The 15,705-nt window shown below is 71.5% G+C and carries 17 protein-coding genes; 9 read left to right on the top strand and 8 right to left on the bottom strand.

What is annotated here, in order from left to right; translation table 11 throughout:
* Positions 1-93: 93 nt before the first annotated feature.
* The gene (gene hutU / locus ACWDX6_RS24585; RefSeq protein WP_451487048.1) at positions 94-1,758 is read right to left on the bottom strand and encodes a urocanate hydratase; all 1,665 of its coding nucleotides are present in this window, start codon (positions 1,756-1,758) and stop codon (positions 94-96) included.
* Between the two features lie 124 nt (positions 1,759-1,882).
* On the opposite strand from hutU, the gene ACWDX6_RS24580 reads away from it, so the two are divergent.
* From ACWDX6_RS24580 to ACWDX6_RS24550, 7 genes are all read left to right on the top strand, one after another.
* A complete protein-coding gene (locus tag ACWDX6_RS24580; protein WP_451487047.1) occupies positions 1,883-3,211 on the top strand; it encodes a diaminopimelate decarboxylase in 1,329 nt (442 codons plus the stop codon).
* 23 nt (positions 3,212-3,234) lie between these two features.
* Entirely contained in the window at positions 3,235-3,699 is a 465-nt protein-coding gene (locus ACWDX6_RS24575; protein WP_451487046.1) for an SRPBCC family protein, read from the top strand.
* Positions 3,700-3,862: 163 nt separating this feature from the next.
* Entirely contained in the window at positions 3,863-5,221 is a 1,359-nt protein-coding gene (locus ACWDX6_RS24570) for an APC family permease (RefSeq protein WP_451487045.1), read from the top strand.
* Positions 5,222-5,361: 140 nt separating this feature from the next.
* Positions 5,362-5,775, top strand: coding sequence for a hypothetical protein (locus tag ACWDX6_RS24565; RefSeq protein ID WP_451487044.1), 414 nt, complete (start codon positions 5,362-5,364; stop codon positions 5,773-5,775).
* Positions 5,772-6,530, top strand: coding sequence for a transcriptional regulator (locus ACWDX6_RS24560; protein ID WP_451487043.1), 759 nt, complete (start codon positions 5,772-5,774; stop codon positions 6,528-6,530). The genes ACWDX6_RS24565 and ACWDX6_RS24560 overlap by 4 nt, the downstream gene beginning before the upstream one ends.
* Positions 6,530-6,964 (top strand): roadblock/LC7 domain-containing protein, encoded by a 435-nt coding sequence (locus ACWDX6_RS24555; RefSeq protein WP_451487050.1) that lies wholly within the window; start codon positions 6,530-6,532, stop codon positions 6,962-6,964. Before ACWDX6_RS24560 ends, ACWDX6_RS24555 begins: the two co-directional genes overlap by 1 nt.
* A 61-nt stretch (positions 6,965-7,025) precedes the next feature.
* Positions 7,026-7,397 carry a hypothetical protein gene (locus ACWDX6_RS24550; RefSeq protein WP_451487042.1) on the top strand — a complete coding sequence of 124 codons (372 nt, stop codon included), beginning with the start codon at positions 7,026-7,028 and terminating at the stop codon, positions 7,395-7,397.
* A 32-nt stretch (positions 7,398-7,429) separates the two neighbouring features.
* On the opposite strand, the gene ACWDX6_RS24545 is transcribed toward ACWDX6_RS24550, so the two are convergent.
* The gene (locus tag ACWDX6_RS24545; protein ID WP_451487041.1) at positions 7,430-8,293 is read right to left on the bottom strand and encodes a MurR/RpiR family transcriptional regulator; all 864 of its coding nucleotides are present in this window, start codon (positions 8,291-8,293) and stop codon (positions 7,430-7,432) included.
* A gap of 376 nt (positions 8,294-8,669) precedes the next feature.
* Here ACWDX6_RS24545 and ACWDX6_RS24540 point away from each other — a divergent pair, with 376 nt between their 5' ends.
* A complete protein-coding gene (locus tag ACWDX6_RS24540) occupies positions 8,670-9,449 on the top strand; it encodes a LuxR C-terminal-related transcriptional regulator (protein WP_451487040.1) in 780 nt (259 codons plus the stop codon).
* 95 nt (positions 9,450-9,544) lie between these two features.
* Here ACWDX6_RS24540 and ACWDX6_RS24535 read toward each other — a convergent pair whose 3' ends face one another.
* The 6 genes from ACWDX6_RS24535 to ACWDX6_RS24510 form a co-directional block, all read right to left on the bottom strand.
* Positions 9,545-9,928, bottom strand: coding sequence for a hypothetical protein (locus tag ACWDX6_RS24535; protein ID WP_451487039.1), 384 nt, complete (start codon positions 9,926-9,928; stop codon positions 9,545-9,547).
* Positions 9,925-10,980, bottom strand: a complete 1,056-nt coding sequence (locus ACWDX6_RS24530) for a fatty acid desaturase family protein (RefSeq protein ID WP_451487038.1) — start codon at positions 10,978-10,980, stop codon at positions 9,925-9,927. The genes ACWDX6_RS24535 and ACWDX6_RS24530 overlap by 4 nt, the downstream gene beginning before the upstream one ends.
* Positions 10,981-11,011: 31 nt before the next feature.
* Positions 11,012-11,968, bottom strand: coding sequence for an iron-containing redox enzyme family protein (locus ACWDX6_RS24525; protein ID WP_451487037.1), 957 nt, complete (start codon positions 11,966-11,968; stop codon positions 11,012-11,014).
* Positions 11,969-12,082: 114 nt separating this feature from the next.
* Positions 12,083-13,111, bottom strand: a complete 1,029-nt coding sequence (locus tag ACWDX6_RS24520) for a DMT family transporter (RefSeq protein ID WP_451487036.1) — start codon at positions 13,109-13,111, stop codon at positions 12,083-12,085.
* Positions 13,108-13,833, bottom strand: coding sequence for an aspartate/glutamate racemase family protein (locus tag ACWDX6_RS24515; RefSeq protein ID WP_451487035.1), 726 nt, complete (start codon positions 13,831-13,833; stop codon positions 13,108-13,110). The genes ACWDX6_RS24520 and ACWDX6_RS24515 overlap by 4 nt, the downstream gene beginning before the upstream one ends.
* 161 nt (positions 13,834-13,994) lie before the next feature.
* Positions 13,995-14,621, bottom strand: coding sequence for a short chain dehydrogenase (locus ACWDX6_RS24510; RefSeq protein ID WP_403293440.1), 627 nt, complete (start codon positions 14,619-14,621; stop codon positions 13,995-13,997).
* Positions 14,622-14,692: 71 nt separating this feature from the next.
* Between ACWDX6_RS24510 and ACWDX6_RS24505 the strand changes: the two genes are divergently transcribed.
* Positions 14,693-15,613 carry a LysR substrate-binding domain-containing protein gene (locus ACWDX6_RS24505; protein ID WP_451487034.1) on the top strand — a complete coding sequence of 307 codons (921 nt, stop codon included), beginning with the start codon at positions 14,693-14,695 and terminating at the stop codon, positions 15,611-15,613.
* Positions 15,614-15,705 lie beyond the last annotated feature (92 nt).

The raw sequence follows: 15,705 nt of genomic DNA, 5'->3' as shown, positions 1-15,705 counted from the left end.
TCAGACCGGGGCAGTCGCCGCCGGAGGTGAGCACACCAATGCGCATAGCCCGAAATACCTTTGGCGACCGCCACATGGCGTGGAAGCTGTCGCTCACGCGGTGCCTTCCTCGCGCATGGGCACCCGCACGCCCTTGTCGTCGGCGACCTGCTCCGCGATGTCGTAGCCCGCGTCGACGTGGCGGATGACGCCCATGCCCGGGTCGTTGGTCAGGACGCGGCGGATCTTCTCGCCGGCCAGCGCGGTGCCGTCGGCGACCGTGACCTGGCCCGCGTGGATGGAGCGGCCCATGCCGACGCCGCCGCCATGGTGCAGCGAGACCCATGAGGCGCCCGAGGCGACGTTGACCATGGCGTTGAGGAGCGGCCAGTCGGCGATCGCGTCGGAGCCGTCGAGCATCGCCTCGGTCTCGCGGTACGGGGAGGCCACCGAGCCGCAGTCGAGGTGGTCGCGGCCGATCGCGAGCGGCGCCGCGAGCTCGCCGCTCGCCACCATGTCGTTGAAGCGCTCGCCCGCGCGGTCGCGCTCGCCGTAGCCGAGCCAGCAGATCCGGGCCGGCAGGCCCTGGAAGTGGACCCGCTCCCCGGCCATCTTGATCCAGCGGTGGAGGGACTCGTTCTCGGGGAAGAGCTCCAGCATCGCCTTGTCGGTCTTGGCGATGTCCGACGCCTCTCCCGACAGGGCCGCCCAGCGGAAGGGGCCCTTGCCCTCGCAGAACAGCGGGCGGATGTAGGCGGGTACGAAGCCGGGGAAGGCGAAGGCCCGGTCGTATCCGGCCAGTTGCGCCTCGCCGCGGATGGAGTTGCCGTAGTCGAAGACCTCGGCGCCCGCGTCCATGAAGCCGACCATGGCCTCGACGTGCCGGGCCATCGACTCGCGGGCCCGGGTGGTGAAGCCCGCCGGGTCCTTCGCCGCGTACGCCGCCATGTCGTCGAAGTCGACGCCCACCGGCAGGTAGGAGAGCGGGTCGTGGGCCGAGGTCTGGTCGGTGACGATGTCGATCGGGGCGCCCTCGGCGAGCATCCGCGGCAGCAGCTCCGCCGCGTTGCCGAGCAGGCCGATGGAGAGCGGGCGGCGCGCGTCGCGGGCCTCGGTCGCCAGCGCCAGCGCGTGGGCGAGGTTGTCGGCCTTGACGTCGAGGTAGCGGTGCTCGATGCGCCGCTCGATGGCGCGCGGGTCGACGTCGATACAGATCGCGACGCCGTCGTTCATCGTGACGGCGAGCGGCTGGGCGCCGCCCATGCCGCCGAGGCCGGCGGTCAGCGTGATCGTGCCGGCCAGGGTGCCGCCGAACTTCTTCGCCGCGACGGCCGCGAAGGTCTCGTAGGTGCCCTGCAGGATGCCCTGGGTGCCGATGTAGATCCAGGAACCGGCCGTCATCTGGCCGTACATGGTCAGGCCCAGCTGCTCCAGGCGCCGGAACTCCTCCCAGTTCGCCCAGTCGCCGACCAGGTTGGAGTTGGCGATGAGCACGCGCGGGGCCCACTCGTGGGTCTGCATGACGCCGACGGGGCGGCCGGACTGGACGAGCATCGTCTCGTCCTGCTTGAGGGTCCTCAGGGTGCGCACCATGGCGTCGAAGGAGCGCCAGTCACGCGCGGCCTTCCCCGTGCCGCCGTAGACGACGAGCTTGTCGGGGTGCTCGGCGACCTCGGGATCGAGGTTGTTCTGCAGCATGCGGAGGGCGGCCTCCTGCTGCCATCCCAGGGTGCTCAGTTCCGTACCGCGCGGGGCCCGTACGGGGCGGGGTCCTGACATGGGGATGCCTCCTCCGGCACAACTCCGACGAACTGCGATGTGAATCGGTTATTCACATCTTGGACCGCTGAATACTTGTAGTCAACAGCTGCGGCGGCACGCCACCCGGTGATGGGATGGACCCATGGCTTCCCACCGTCGCGACCAGGCCGTCCGAGCCGCCGTCGAACAAGGCCTCCTCTCCCCCGACCGGCCCGTCGTCGCCCTCCTCGACACCGCCGGCGTCCGCGCCTCGGCCGCCGCCCTCCGCTCCGCCTTCGCCGCCGTCACCGACGCCCCCGTCCTGCACGCCTTCGCCGTGAAGGCCGCCCCCCTCGTCCCGGTGCTGCGCCTGCTGTACGAAGCGGGGCTCGGCGCCGAGGTCGCGAGCCCCGGTGAGCTGGCCCTGGCCCGCGCGGCCGGGATCCCGCCGTCCCGTACCGTCCTCGACTCCCCCGCCAAGACCCCCGCCGAACTGCGGCAGGCCCTGGCCCTGGGGATCGCGGTCAACGCCGACAACCCCCAGGAGCTGGCCCGGCTCGACACGCTCGTCGCCTCGGCGCCGACCGCGAGCCCCCTCGGACTGCGGGTGAACCCGCAGATCGGCGCCGGTGCGATCGGTGCCCTGTCCACCGCGACCGCCACGTCGAAGTTCGGGGTCGCGCTGCGCGACGAGGGCGCGCGCGAGTCCGTCGTCCAGGCCTACCTCGAACGGCCGTGGCTGACCCGGCTGCACACCCACACCGGCTCCCAGGGCGTCCCGCTCGCCCTGATGGCCGAGGGCGTCGCGGCCGCCCACGCGCTCGCCGAGGAGATCAACACCAAGGCCGGACGGCAGCAGATCGACACGCTCGACATCGGCGGCGGACTGCCGGTGAACTTCGACACCGACGAGGAGACCCCGACCTACGCCGAGTACGCCCGGCTGCTCGCCGCGACCGTCCCCGGCCTGTTCGACGGGCGCTACGCCCTGGTGACCGAGTTCGGCCGGTCGCTGCTGGCCAAGCACGGCACGATCCTGGCCCGCGTCGAGTACACCAAGACCTCCGGCGGCCGCCCGATCGCCGTCACCCACGCCGGGGTCCAGGTCGCCACCCGGACCGTCTACGCCCCCGAATCCTGGCCGTTGCGCATCCTCGCGTACGACGCCGACGGCCGGCCCCGCACCGGTCCCGAGATCCCCCAGGACGTCGTCCAGGACGTGGCCGGACCCGCCTGCTTCACGGGCGACATGCTCGCCACCGCCCGCGCCCTGCCGCTGCTCCGGCCGGACGACATCGTCGCCGTACCGGACACCGGCGCCTACTACTTCGCCCACCACTACGCGTACAACAGCCTGCCCAGACCCGGCATCCACGGCTTCACCGTCACCGACGGGGGAGGCGTCGCCTTCGCGACCGTGCGCGAACCCCAGACGCTCGACGAGATCGTCGCCGAGTCGGGCGGCGGCCTCGCCGACGCGTTGCTGGACTGACGCACCGGTGGTTCCGTGGAGCCATGGCTACCAAGAGCGTCGTCGTCGAGCGCCGGATCCGGGCCACTCCCGGCCCCGTCTGGGAGACCATGACGGACCTGAAGGACATGGAGCGGATCCTCACCGGCGTCGACCGGGTCGAGGTGCTCACCGAGGGTGCCTTCGGGGTCGGCACCCGCTGGCGCGAGACCCGCAGGATGTTCGGCAAGGAGGCCACGGAGGAGATGACCGTGACCGAGAGCGTTCCGCCCGACCGGTACGTGACGGTGGCCGACTCCCACGGCATGCACTACGTCTCGGAGATCGCCCTGCGCCCGGACGGGGCCGACGCGACGACCGTACGGATGACGTTCTCGGCCCGCCCGGCCGACGGCCGCTCCACGGGCCTGTTCACCAGGCTCCTCGGCGGACTCGGCGTCCGGGCGGTGCGCCGGGCGCTCGCCAGGGACCTCGACGACGTCGCCGCCTCGGTGGAGCGCCGCGGCTGAGCCCGCAACCCGTGCCCGCACCGCACAGCCCGTACGGACGGGCCCGCACCCGCGAGCCCGTACCCCCCAGTCCGTACGTCCGTAGGAGTGACAGCGCGGCGGGCATCAGGCGTGTGCCGCCGGGGCAGGGACCTTCCCATCGGCAAACGGGAAAGGGGTCTCCATGGCCACATCCGCGTCCACCACCGAGCCCGCAGAGCCCGCGCAGCCGCCGCTCAAGCGCGCCATCGGGCCCAAGCTCCTCATCCTCTTCGTCATCGGCGACATCCTCGGCACCGGCATCTACGCGACCACCGGCAAGGTCGCCGGGAAGGTCGGCGGCGCGCTCTGGCTGCCGTTCGCGATCGGCTTCGTCGTCGCCCTGCTGACCGCCGCCTCGTACGTGGAGCTCGTCGGCAAGTACCCCAAGGCGGCCGGCGCCGCGCTCTACACCCAGAAGGCGTTCAAGGTCCCCTTCCTCACCTTCATCGTGGCGTTCATGGTGATGTGTTCGGGGCTCTCCTCGGCGAGCGCGGCGGCCCGGGCGTTCAGCGGGGACTACTTCCAGGAGTTCACGGACGCGATCCCGCCCACCCTGATCGCGATCGTCTTCATCGTCGCCCTCGCCTCTCTCGCACTGCGCGGGGTCTCGGAGTCCGTGAAGACGAACGTCGTCCTCACCCTCGTCGAGCTGACCGGACTCCTGATCATCCTCGCGATCGGAGCCTGGGCCGTGTTCACGGGCGACGGAGAGCCGTCGCGGCTCGGCGAGTTCGAGGCGTCCGGCACCGGATTCGCCCTGATGACCAGTGTGCTCGGAGCCACCGCGCTGGGCTTCTTCGCCTTCGTCGGCTTCGAGGACTCGGTCAACATGGCGGAGGAGACCCAGGATCCGGTCCGCACCTTCCCCCGGGCCATCTTCACCGGCGTCGCCGTCACCGGCACCATCTACGTCCTGGTCGCCCTGGTCTCCTCGCTGCTGGTGGACCACGGCACCCTGGAGAGGTCCAGCGGTCCGCTCCTGGAGGTCGTGAAGGCGGGCGGGGTCGACTTCCCGCCGAAGCTCTTCGCGCTCATCGCCCTGTTCGCGGTCACCAACTCCGCGCTCATCAACATCATGATGGCCTCCCGGCTCTGCTACGGCCTGGCCAACGAGAAGGTCCTGCCGCGCGCGATGGGCAAGGTCCTGAAGAACCGCCGTACGCCTCTCACCGGCATCGTCTTCGTCACCCTCCTCGCCATCGGCCTGGTGTCCACCGGCGAGATCGAGGGCCTCGGCGACACCACCGCGTTCCTCCTGCTGTGCGTCTTCGCCGTGGTCAACATCGCCGTCCTCGTCCTGCGCAAGGACCGGGTGGAGCACGCCCACTTCCGCACCCCGACGGTGCTTCCGGTGCTCGGCGCGATCACCGCCGTGATCCTGGCCAGCCCGCTCGCGGACCGTTCGGCGGACGTGTACATCCGGGCCGGGGTGCTGCTCGCCATCGGTATCGGCCTGTGGGCGGTCAACAAGGCCGTGCTGCGGATGCGCCGGGAAGGCTGACGGCGGAGGGCTCAAGTCCGGGACTGATCGACTGGCATGTTCCGATGGAAAATGCCAGAACTCCTGACGGCAGGCACGACGTTGAGTAACGTCACCGTCACTGCCGTACGCCCGCGCGCCGCATCGGGAGGGGAGTCCGCGTGCCCGGAATCGACGAGTGCCTGCGGGAGGCCATGGCCGTGCCGGGTGCGCGGGGAGCCTCCCTGGTCGACTGGACCAGCGGGCTGGCTCTCGGCACGGCGGGCGAATCGCCGGTCGGCGACCACGAGACGACCGCCGCCGAGACGGCCGAACTGGCCCGCGCGGCGGCGGAGTACGACTCCTTCACGGCCGGAGGCAAGGAGTCCGCGGAGTCTGCGGAGTCCTTATCGAAGGGGCCACCCGTCGAGGACCTGATCGTCACCACCCGCGGCGGCTACCACCTCCTCCGCTTCGTCGAGACGGCCTTCGACAGCAGCGTCTTCCTGCACCTGTGGCTGGATCGCGACACCGGGAACCTGGCCCTCGCCCGGATCCGGCTGCGCGACCTCGCCGAGAGGCTGGTCCTCGGATGACCGTCTCCCCGATGCTCACCCGCCTCGCCGCCGAACGCGCCACCGGCGCCCTGCTGCGCGACCACGGCACGCTCTACCTCGTCGACGGCCGGGTGGTGCACGCCGAGAGCCCCGCCGCACCCGGTCTCGACGTCCTCCTCACCGCCGGCGGCCGGCTGCCCCGGGAGGGCTGGGACGAGGCGGTGGACCGGGCCGGGGCCCGGCAGGCGGTGGGCCGGTTCCTGGTGGACAGCGGCCGGCTGGGCGACGGCGAGCTGGAGATCTGCCATCTGGAGGCCGTCTTCGACGCGGCGTTCTTCGCCCTCTCGCCCACCGCGGGCCCGACCCGCTTCCGGTACGGCGTGAGCCACTGGCTCGGCACGGTGCGGCCGGTCTCCACCGAGGCCGTCGAGCGCGAGACCGTACGCCGCCGTGAACTCCTCGACAGCGTCTGGCCGTACGACGCCGTGGACACCGCCCCGGTACGGCCCCGCGCCCCCGCTCCCGGCCAGACGGCGAGCCCGCGGCAGCGGTCCCTGCTGGCCGCCGCCGACGGAGCGCGCACCCCCGCGGACATCGCGCGGCTGCTCGGCCGCCCGGCCTTCCACACCCTCCTCGACGTCCGCCGCCTCGCGGCCGCCGGCCTCGTCGAGACCCCGCCCGCCCCCGTGCCGACCGCCCCGCCCGCCGTGCCCGCCTGGGTCGGCGAGGCCACGGCGGAACCGGACATCGCCCTGCTGCGCCGGCTCCGTGACGCCCTGGAGGCAAGTCCGTGATGCGACGCGCCCTGCGCCTGCGCGCCGAGAGGAGACAACTGATGTCGGCGGAAGCCGAGGTACTCGCCGAGCTGAGACGGCTGCGGGCCCGGCTGCCCCAGCTGACCGGGGCGCTGGCGGCCAGCGCCGACGGCCTGGTCCTCGCCCAGGACACGGTCGGCACCGAGACGGAGGCCATGGCCGCGCTGACCGCGGCGGCCCTGGGCGTCGGCCGGCGGCTGACCGAGTCCACCGGGCAGGGCGGCTTCCGCGAACTGCTGGTACGGGGCGAGCTCGGCTATGTCGCCACGTACGCGGCGGGCGGCTCGGCCGTCCTCACGCTGCTCGCCGAGCCACGCGTCAACGTGGGCCGGCTCCATCTGGAGGCCCGCCGGTCGAGCGCCCGGATAGGCGAGCTCGTCGACGGGGCGCTGGACCGCACGGACCTGAACTGACCCCCGCGCCCCGCACACCCCACCACCCCACACACCATGACGAGAAGGAAGTGCGACACCCATGGCGAACACCGAAACGGCCCTCAAGGAAGCCGCCGCGATCGACGGCGCCATCGGCGCGGCGCTGGTCGACTACACCAGCGGTATGGCCCTCGGAACGATCGGCGGCGGCAAGGGGCTCGACCTCAACGTGGCGGCCGCGGGCAACACGGACGTGGTCCGCGCCAAGGTCCGGGCGATGGAGATGCTGGGCCTCGACGACGAGATCGAGGACATCCTCATCACCCTCGGCGGGCAGTACCACCTGATCCGGCTGCTCAAGGGGCGCGGCGCCGCCGGCCTGTTCCTGTACCTGGCGCTGGACAAGGAGCGCGCGAACCTGGCGATGGCCCGCCACCGGCTGAAGGGGATCGAGGCGGAACTGGACGTCTGATCCCGCCCGGTCCGGGCCCCCGCTTCGGTCCGCTACTCGACGAACAGGCCCCGCGCCGCCGCCTTCGTGTCGAACTCCTCCAGGCGGGCCTGGGCGTCGGGCAGTTCGTCCGCCATCGCCTCCAGGAGCACCCGGCCGAGGAGCATCGGCGCGCAGGCCGTGTCGAAGGCGAGCCCGGTGCCGACGGCGGCCGGGATCAGCAGGTCGCTGTGGGCGGCCACGGGCGCGAACGCGGACTCGGCGACGGTCACGACGGTCAGCCCGGCCCGCCGCGCGTACTCCAGGGTCTCCACGACCTCCCGGGGGTGGCGGGGCAGCGCGAAGCAGAGCAGGGCGGTGGAGCCGGCCCGTACGGCCGCGTCGATGCGGTCGGTGAGCATCGAGCCGCCCTCGTCGAGGAGGCGCACGTCCGGGTGCACCTTGGCGGCGAAGTACGCGAAGCCGCGGGCCTGCGAGGAGGCGGCGCGCAGCCCGAGCACGGGCAGCGGCCGGGAGGCGGCGAGGATGCGTCCGGCGCGCTCGACGGGCGCCGGGTCGGCGAGCAGCTCGGCGAGATGGCGCAGGTTCTCGATCTCGGCCAGGACGGCCTGCTGGTACTCGTTGTGCCCGCTGCCCTCCCCCGCGGTCTTCTCGGCGGGCGCGACCTCGCGCAGATGACGGCGCAGGGCGGGGTAGCCGTCGAAGCCGAGGGCGACGGCGAAGCGGGTGACGGAGGGCTGGCTGACGCCGGCGAGCTCGGCGAGCTCCACGCTGGACAGGAACGGCACGTCGGCGGCCCTGCGCACCATGCAGTGCGCGATCCGCCGCTGTGTCGGTGTCAGCCGGTGCCCCTCGAAGAGCGCCTGCAGCCGGCCGGCCGGGCTGTCGCTCACGCCGTCCCCCTCTCGCCTATTCATGCACTAAGAACTCTGCATGAGGATATGCAGTGAGGCAACGGCGGAGTGACCCCGCGCTATGGCTGATTCTTTTCCATCGCCACGGACCCCGGCGAGGCCGCCCGGACAGAGCGTTGACACGCTGCCATGCCCTGGTCAAGATTGGCGCCCATGGCCACGGGCATGAGCCTTTCCGGGCGCCACTGTGTCGACCTCGCGCGACGGAGCGGCGCCGTCTGTCCGCGCGTGCCGCTCTGACGGCGGGCCAGGGCCGGCGCCCTCCTCCGGCTCCCCCCTCATCGCCGCGCGGCCGGCCCACCAGGCCCTTTCGCGTCCGCGCGGTCAGCACCGCCCACCCACGTTCAGCACCCCCTCCCTATCCAGGAGCGAACGTCAGATGCGCGATCACACCCCCACAGCCGTGCGTGACCTGCCCGGGCTGACCACGACCCTGGTCGAGATCTCTCGACAGCTGCACGCCCAGGTCAGCGAAGTGGCGATGGCGCCGCCGGTCCGGCCGGAGGAGAACGGGTCCCTCGTCTATCTGGAGGGCCTGCCGGAGATCAACAGCGCCATCCGGGCCGCCGTCGACGGAGCCCGCACCCAGATACTCACCGCCCAGCCCGACGGGCCGCGCACCAGGTCCGTACTGACCGCGGCCCTGGAGACGGTCCGCGCCCAGCTCGACGCCGGGGTCGCCAACCGCACGCTCTACCAGCACAGCGCCCGCTTCGACGAGGCGACCAAGGAGTACGTGCGCCAGGTCACCGAGTACGGCGCGGAGGTGCGCACGCTGCCCGAGTTCTTCGAGCGGCTCATCATCGTGGACGGCACGGTCGCCTTCATCCCGGGCCGCGGCGACCGGACCAGGGCCCTGCGGATCACCGAACCCTCGATGGTGCGTTTCCTCAAGGACGTCTTCGAACGGTCGTGGGACCGGGCGGAGGCGTACCCCTTCGTGCCGGCCCGTTCGGTGGAGGCGGCTCCCGAGGTGATCCCCTCCCTGCACGAGTCCATCAAGCAGCTCCTGATCGCCGGCCATTCCGACCGGGCCATCGCCCGCCGCCTGGGAATCAGCGAACGTTCGCTGCAGACCCATGTGGGGCGGATCAAGGCCCACTACGGGGCGGAGAACCGGTTGCAGTTGGGGTACCTGCTCGGCCGGGCCGCCTCCTGATCCCTGCGGTGTGCGGCACCCCCTCCCGGGAGTGCCGCACACCGTTCGTCGCCTCGTCCGCCGACGGGTGGGATCCGGCCCGTCGCCTCGCGGGTCTACGCCGCCCGGTCGGCCTCCTCCAGGAGTACGGCGAACCGGCGCCGGGCCGCGACCACGTGGTCGACCAGGACCCGCATCGCCTCGGCGGTGACGTCCCCGCCCTCCGGGCCCGGCGGCTCCACCGTCACCTGCCAGCTGTCCCACCAGGTGCCGCCCGCCGCGTTGTCCTGGCCGCGCTCGCGGAAGACCGCCTCGAAGGTGAGGTGGAGACCCGCGGGCACGGCGGTGCGGAGGCGGATGTTGATGTCGGCCTCGGGCAGCCGCAGCTGGACACGGTTGCGGACGAAGGAGGAGCCGACCAGGTCGGGCAGCCGCCCGTCCCACACCGCCGGGGCGAGCCGGGCGGCCAGCCCCTCCACCCGGAAGCCGCCGCGGATCACGCCGCGCCTCCCGCCGACTTCGCCCTGGTCCCGCGCCGGGTGGAGTTGCGGGCCGCCTCGCGCAGTACGGCGAGGTAGAACGCCGGGTAGCTGCGCTCGACATGGGCGGCCAGACGGCTGACCTCGTCGTGCCGCTCACGCAGCCGGTTGATCGCCACCGTCATCACGGCATGGTGCTCGACGTGCAGGTTGTTGCCGTTGGTGTACCAGGTGCTGAACCAACTGCCCTTGATCGACCGGGTGTTGCGCAGTACGTCGGTGGTCTCCGTGTCGCACAGGATGTGCTCGGGCAGCTCCAGGAAGAAGTGCATGGGAGCCGCCACGAGCAGCGGAAGCACCCACAGCTCCAGAACGGGCCCGCCGTATCCGGCGACCGAGAGCGCCACGGCGGCGAGGACCGGCACCACCATCCACCGGTACTCCGCGACGACCTCGCGGCGCCGGCGGTCGGAGATCTCCCCGGCGTCGTACTGCCAGCTCCCCCGCCAGCTGCGCCCGATCTCGCGGGCGATCGTGAGGAGCCGGCCGTAGTCGAAGGCTCCGCGCAGCAGCATGCCCCAGGTGAGCGGGGCGCGGGTGTCGAAGCCGAAGAACTCCGAGTCCTGCGGGGTGCCCAGGTGCTTGTGGTGCTGCAGGTGGCGTACGCGGTAGTGCGTGTACGACACCAGCAGGGGCAGGCCGAGCGGCACGCCGACCAGCCGGTGCGGCCGGGCCGTGGTGAAGGCGCTGTGGTGCAGGCACTGGTGCTGGAGCTCCACCATGTGCGTGTAGACGGCCGCGAGCAGCACGATCCCGGCCGCTGAGAGCAGCAGCCCGTCGCTCAGGGCGAGGTAGACGCCGACGGCTGTCAGGGCTGCTGCGACCAGGAGCTTGCCGATGAAGACGGTCTGGTCGTGGCGGGTCACCCGGGCCCGGGCGAAGAGCAGCACCGGCTCGACGGTGTCCGGAGAGGTCTGTCTCGGCGGGTGGTTCAGGGTGGGACCGGCCGCGGGTGCGGGCGGTGCCTGGTCCGGTTCGATCGTGGAGTTCTGCGGTTTCTCCGCTGTGGTCATCGGTTCCCCCTCGTATCCCCTGTCGGCCCGGTCAGCGCAGTTCCTTCATGGCGTCCCAGATCCGGGCGTAGTAGCCGTTGGCCACCCGCACCCGGGTCAGGACACCGAGGGAGATCTCGCGCAGCAGCTCCGGGGAGTGGTCCACGAGCGGGACGAAGACGCCCTCGAACCACTCGGCGCCGTGGTCGGCGTCCACGTGGACGTGGATGCGCTGGTAGTCGATGACGTCCGCGGGGACGCCGAGGCGCAGGCAGCCGTCGACCATCGCCTGGAAGCGGGGCGAGGCGCTCTGCTCCAGGACGCCCATGGCGCCGAGCGCGCGCGGGTTGAGGTGGCGGTGGATGCCGTACTGGAGGAGCAGCGCGGCGTTCTCGTACGCCTCGGGGAAGTGCAGGTTGGCGTAGTCGACGCCGGACTTGTCGAGGTGGGCGCGCATGTAGCGGGCGGAGTGCTCGAACATGCGCGTGTGCACCTGCTCGATGTTGCCCTCGCCCATCTCGTCCCAGTAGTTCTCGGCGATGGTGAGCTTGGTGTGGCCCTGGGTGCCGATCTGCACCAGCGCCATCAGGTCGTCGAACTTGCTGTCCACCAGCTCCTCGCCCATGAAGAACAGGGCGATCTCGTCGAGGGTGGCCTCCTCGGCGAGGTAGGTGCAGAACTCCGGCTGGGTGTGCCGGTCGGCCGTGGTGAGGAACCAGTCGCGGAACTCCGCGCCGGTGGCGGGCAGGTCCTGACGGTCGACCTGGCGGTCCTCCCACGCCAGCCAGGCGTCCTCGATGGCCGTGATGGCGGGGTCGTGGTTGAGGCGCGGGATGACGGAGAACTCCTCCGGGCCGCCCATGTAGGCCACGTAATGGGCGTGCAGCCGGCGGAGCAGTTTCAGGCGGATTTCACGGTCGTGGGGCCCGGAGGCCGGGAACGCGATCTCGATGTCCCGTGCGAGGGAATCGGATCCGGTGTCCTGCGCGACGGCGAATGCGGTAGCCATGACCAAGGTCCTTTCTCGGCTTTCGGTATTACACGGCGACTCTGCCGTGGGCAGGGCGGCCGAGAAAGGACTCCGATGGTTCAGATCACCGCAGTGCGGGAAATCAGGGGATGGTCAGGCGGGTCCGGTAGCAGACTTTTCCCTGGTCGCCGCGTTTTCCGCCACATTTTCCTCCGCTGTGACGGCCGGGGGGACTCCGGCCACCAGACCGGTAGCGGATCTTCCGGATTTCGCATCCCGTTCATCCGCGCGTTTCCCGGTCTTCTCGTTGGCGACGACATAGACGCCGGTCACCACGAGCACCATTCCGGCCAGATGGTAGGCGTGCAGTTCCTCGCCGAGCAGCAGCACGGAGAGGATGGCCCCGCTGACCGGTGTGAGCGCCGTGAAGGCGGCCACCACCGCCGTGTCGACGCTGTCCAGGCTGTCGTACATGAGGACCACGGCCACGCCGTTGATGGCGACACCCGTGTAGACCATCAGCGCCCAGGTCTGCCAGGAGATCTGGGTCAGTTCGGCCAGGCTGGTCTCCACCGCGGCGGGTCCGAGGAACATCAGCGCGCCGACCACCGAGAGGATCAGCGAGAGCGTGGCGGGCGGGATCGGCCGCGACAGCAGCTTGCCGAAGGTGACGAAGACCGCCTCGCACAGGACGGCGCCGACCAGGAGCAGGGCTCCGAGCACCTCGTTGGAGCCGCCGCCGCCCGAACCGCCCGCGCTGAGCGCGTTGATGCCGGCCGCGCCGAGGACCGCGATCACGATGCCGATCCTGCGGCGCGCCGACAGCCGCTCCCGCAGGAACAGGACCGCCACCAGGCAGATGGAGATCGGCACCATGCCGAGGATGACGCCGGCCTCGATCGCGCCGGTGTACTTCACGCCGTACATCGCGAGGACGCTGAAGAGGAAGACGCCCAGGAGCGCCTGCGCGAAGATGACGGTGCTGTCCCTGCGGCCCGGCCGGACGCGGCCGCCCGGAGACTTCAGGGCCACGTACACCGCGAGGACGGCGACGGCGCTGACGAGGCGGAAGAACGTGGCCGTGAAGACCGGTACTTCCTCCAGGATCAGCTTGCCCGCCACGAGGTACGAACCGAGCAGCACGGTCGCCACGGTCATCTTGACGTGGACGGCACGCATCATGTGACCTCCGTGAGGGGGGCGAGCGCCCGCTCGACGATGGCGGCGGTGTGCACGTCGACGGTGTCGATGACGGGTGCGTCGAACTCCTCGGGACGGATCACCAGAGGCACTTCCGTGCAGGCCAGGACCAGCGCTTCGGCGCCGGCGTCCAGCACGTCGTGGGCGATGCGCGAGAACCGCTCGCGGGTGGCCCGCGAGATGTCGCCCGTGCACAGTTCGCGCTCGATGGCCTCCTGCATGAAGGCACGGTCCGGCGGCTCGGGCACCACGACCTTGATGCCCTCGGCAGCGAACTCGTCGCGGTAGAAGGCCTCTTCCATGGAGAACGCGGAGCCGAGCAGCCCCACGGTGGAGACCTCCCGGCGGGCCGCCTCCTGCGCGGTGGCGCGGCAGATGTTGATGAGGGGCAGCGCGACGCGCTCCTCGACGAGATCCGCGAACTCGTGGACGGTGTTGCAGCAGATGGCGAAGAAGTCCGCGCCCGAGACCTCCAGGCGCCGGGCGGCGGCGGCGATCTCCCCCGCCACCGCGTCACCGTCACGCGCCGCGATCCATTCCACCATCGGCTGGAAATCCAGGCTCTCCAGGACGATCCGCGGGGAATGCGCTTTTCCGAGCCGTCGGTTGATCAGACGGTTGATGCGGTCGTAGTACGTGATCGTCGAAGGAAAGCTCAGCCCACCGACCAATCCGATCTTCAGCACCTTGCCGTTATCGGTCATATCGACTCCCCCCGGAACGCGAGTGCGGGCAGGAAGTCCCAGCCGACGTCGTTACTCATGAAATCCCCCTCGGTGCCGATGCTTGCCCCGACTGTCCATTCAGGGACAGCCGGCGGAAAGCCCCGTCATGGTTCGGATTTGCGCAGCGTCCCGGATTTGGCTCATTCCACTCGGTAGATCTGGCCGGTCTGGTGGCCCTCGATGGAGCGGACGTAGGCGGCGGCGGCGCGGCGCACCGGCACCGGGTCGAAGCCGGGGAAGAAGTCGCCGTAGGCGTCCAGGGACTCCTCGAAGACGGTGGGGCTGACGGCGTTGATCCGCTGCTCGCGGGGCAGTTCGATCGCCGCGGCCCGTACGAAGGACTCGACCGCGCCGTTGGCGAGCGAGGCGACCGCGCCGGTGCGGATGGGTTCCCGGGCGAGGATGCCGGTGATGAGGGTGAAGGAGCCGTCCTCCGCCACCGACGACAGGCCCTGGCGGACCAGCTCGACCTGGCTGAGAACCTTGCCCTCGAACCCGTCGCGCACGTCCTCGGCGGCGAGGTCGCCGAGCCGCTTCCAGGGCACGGTGCCCGCCGCGGAGGCCACCGCGTCCACACGGCCGACCTGGCGGTACAGCTCGGCGACGGAGGCCGGATCCGTGATGTCCAGCGCGATGTCGGCGTCCTTGCGGGAGGCGGTGACGACCTCGTGGCCGCGTTCCCGCAGGGCGGTGAGGACCGCCCTGCCGAGGGTGCCGCTCGCCCCCACGAGGACGATCTTCTTACGGGGAGTGGTCTGCTCGCTCATACGCCCGAGGATGGCCCCACACCACCGTGCAGTCCAGCTACCTTTTCTACCGTACTCGTTAAGCTGTACTCATGATTGATGTGAAGCGCATGGTCATGCTGCGTGACCTGGCCGAACACGGGAAGGTCAGCGCGGTCGCGGATCTGCACGGCGTCACTCCGTCGGCGGTCTCGCAGCAGCTGCGCGCCCTGGAGGCGGAGGCCGGAGCCGCCCTCATGCACCGCGAGGGCCGCGGGGTGCGGCTCACGGCGGCGGGCACCGCGCTGGCGGCCGCGTGCGAGCACGTCCTGGCCGCGCTGGAGCGGGCGGAGGGCGCGGTGCGCGCCCTCGACGACGATCTGAGCGGTGAACTGACCCTGGGCTGCGCCCCGAGCGCTTTGAACGCCGTCGCCGCGCCGCTGGCGGCCGAAGTCGCCGGGCGTCATCCGCGGCTGGCTCTGCGGATCGTCCAGGCCGATCCGGAGGAGTCGGTGCCGCGGCTGCGGCAGCACGAGCTCGACCTGGCCGTCTCGTACCGCTACCACCAGCTGGGCGCCCCGCGGCCGGCCGGCACCACGGCGGTCGCGCTCTTCGACGACCCGCTGGTGCTGGCCGTGCCGGACGCCCTCGCGGGGGCGGTGCGGCGCGACGGTCTCGGGGCGCTGCGGGAGACGCCGTGGATCTCCGCGCCGGCGCCGGGGAGCTGCCACGAGATCCTGGTGCACGCCTGCCGGGACGCCGGCTTCACGCCGCGTATCGCGCACACCTACGAGGACCTGCGCTCGGCGCTCACGCTCGTCGCCACGGGCCTGAGCGCGACGATCCTGCCCCGCCTCATGTGCGACGCCCCGCCCGCGGGCGTGACGCTCCTGCCGCTGCCGGGCCGTGGCCGCACGATCGAGGCCCTGGTCCGGGCGGGCTCGGAGGGCCAGCCGGCGATCGCCGGAGCGTTGACGGCCCTCCAGGCGGTCACGGCACCCCTCCGGGCGGGGGTGACCCCAGCGGGCGAGTGAGCTGATATAGGCGGGGACCGCCGCACCCCCGTGGTCGGGGGGCGGGACGACGGCGGTCCCCGCGAGGGACACGGGCCCGGGTCAGGGCCGGT

Source organism: Streptomyces sp. NPDC003027, assembly GCF_053591435.1.
This window is presented reverse-complemented; position numbering and strand designations above follow the sequence as displayed.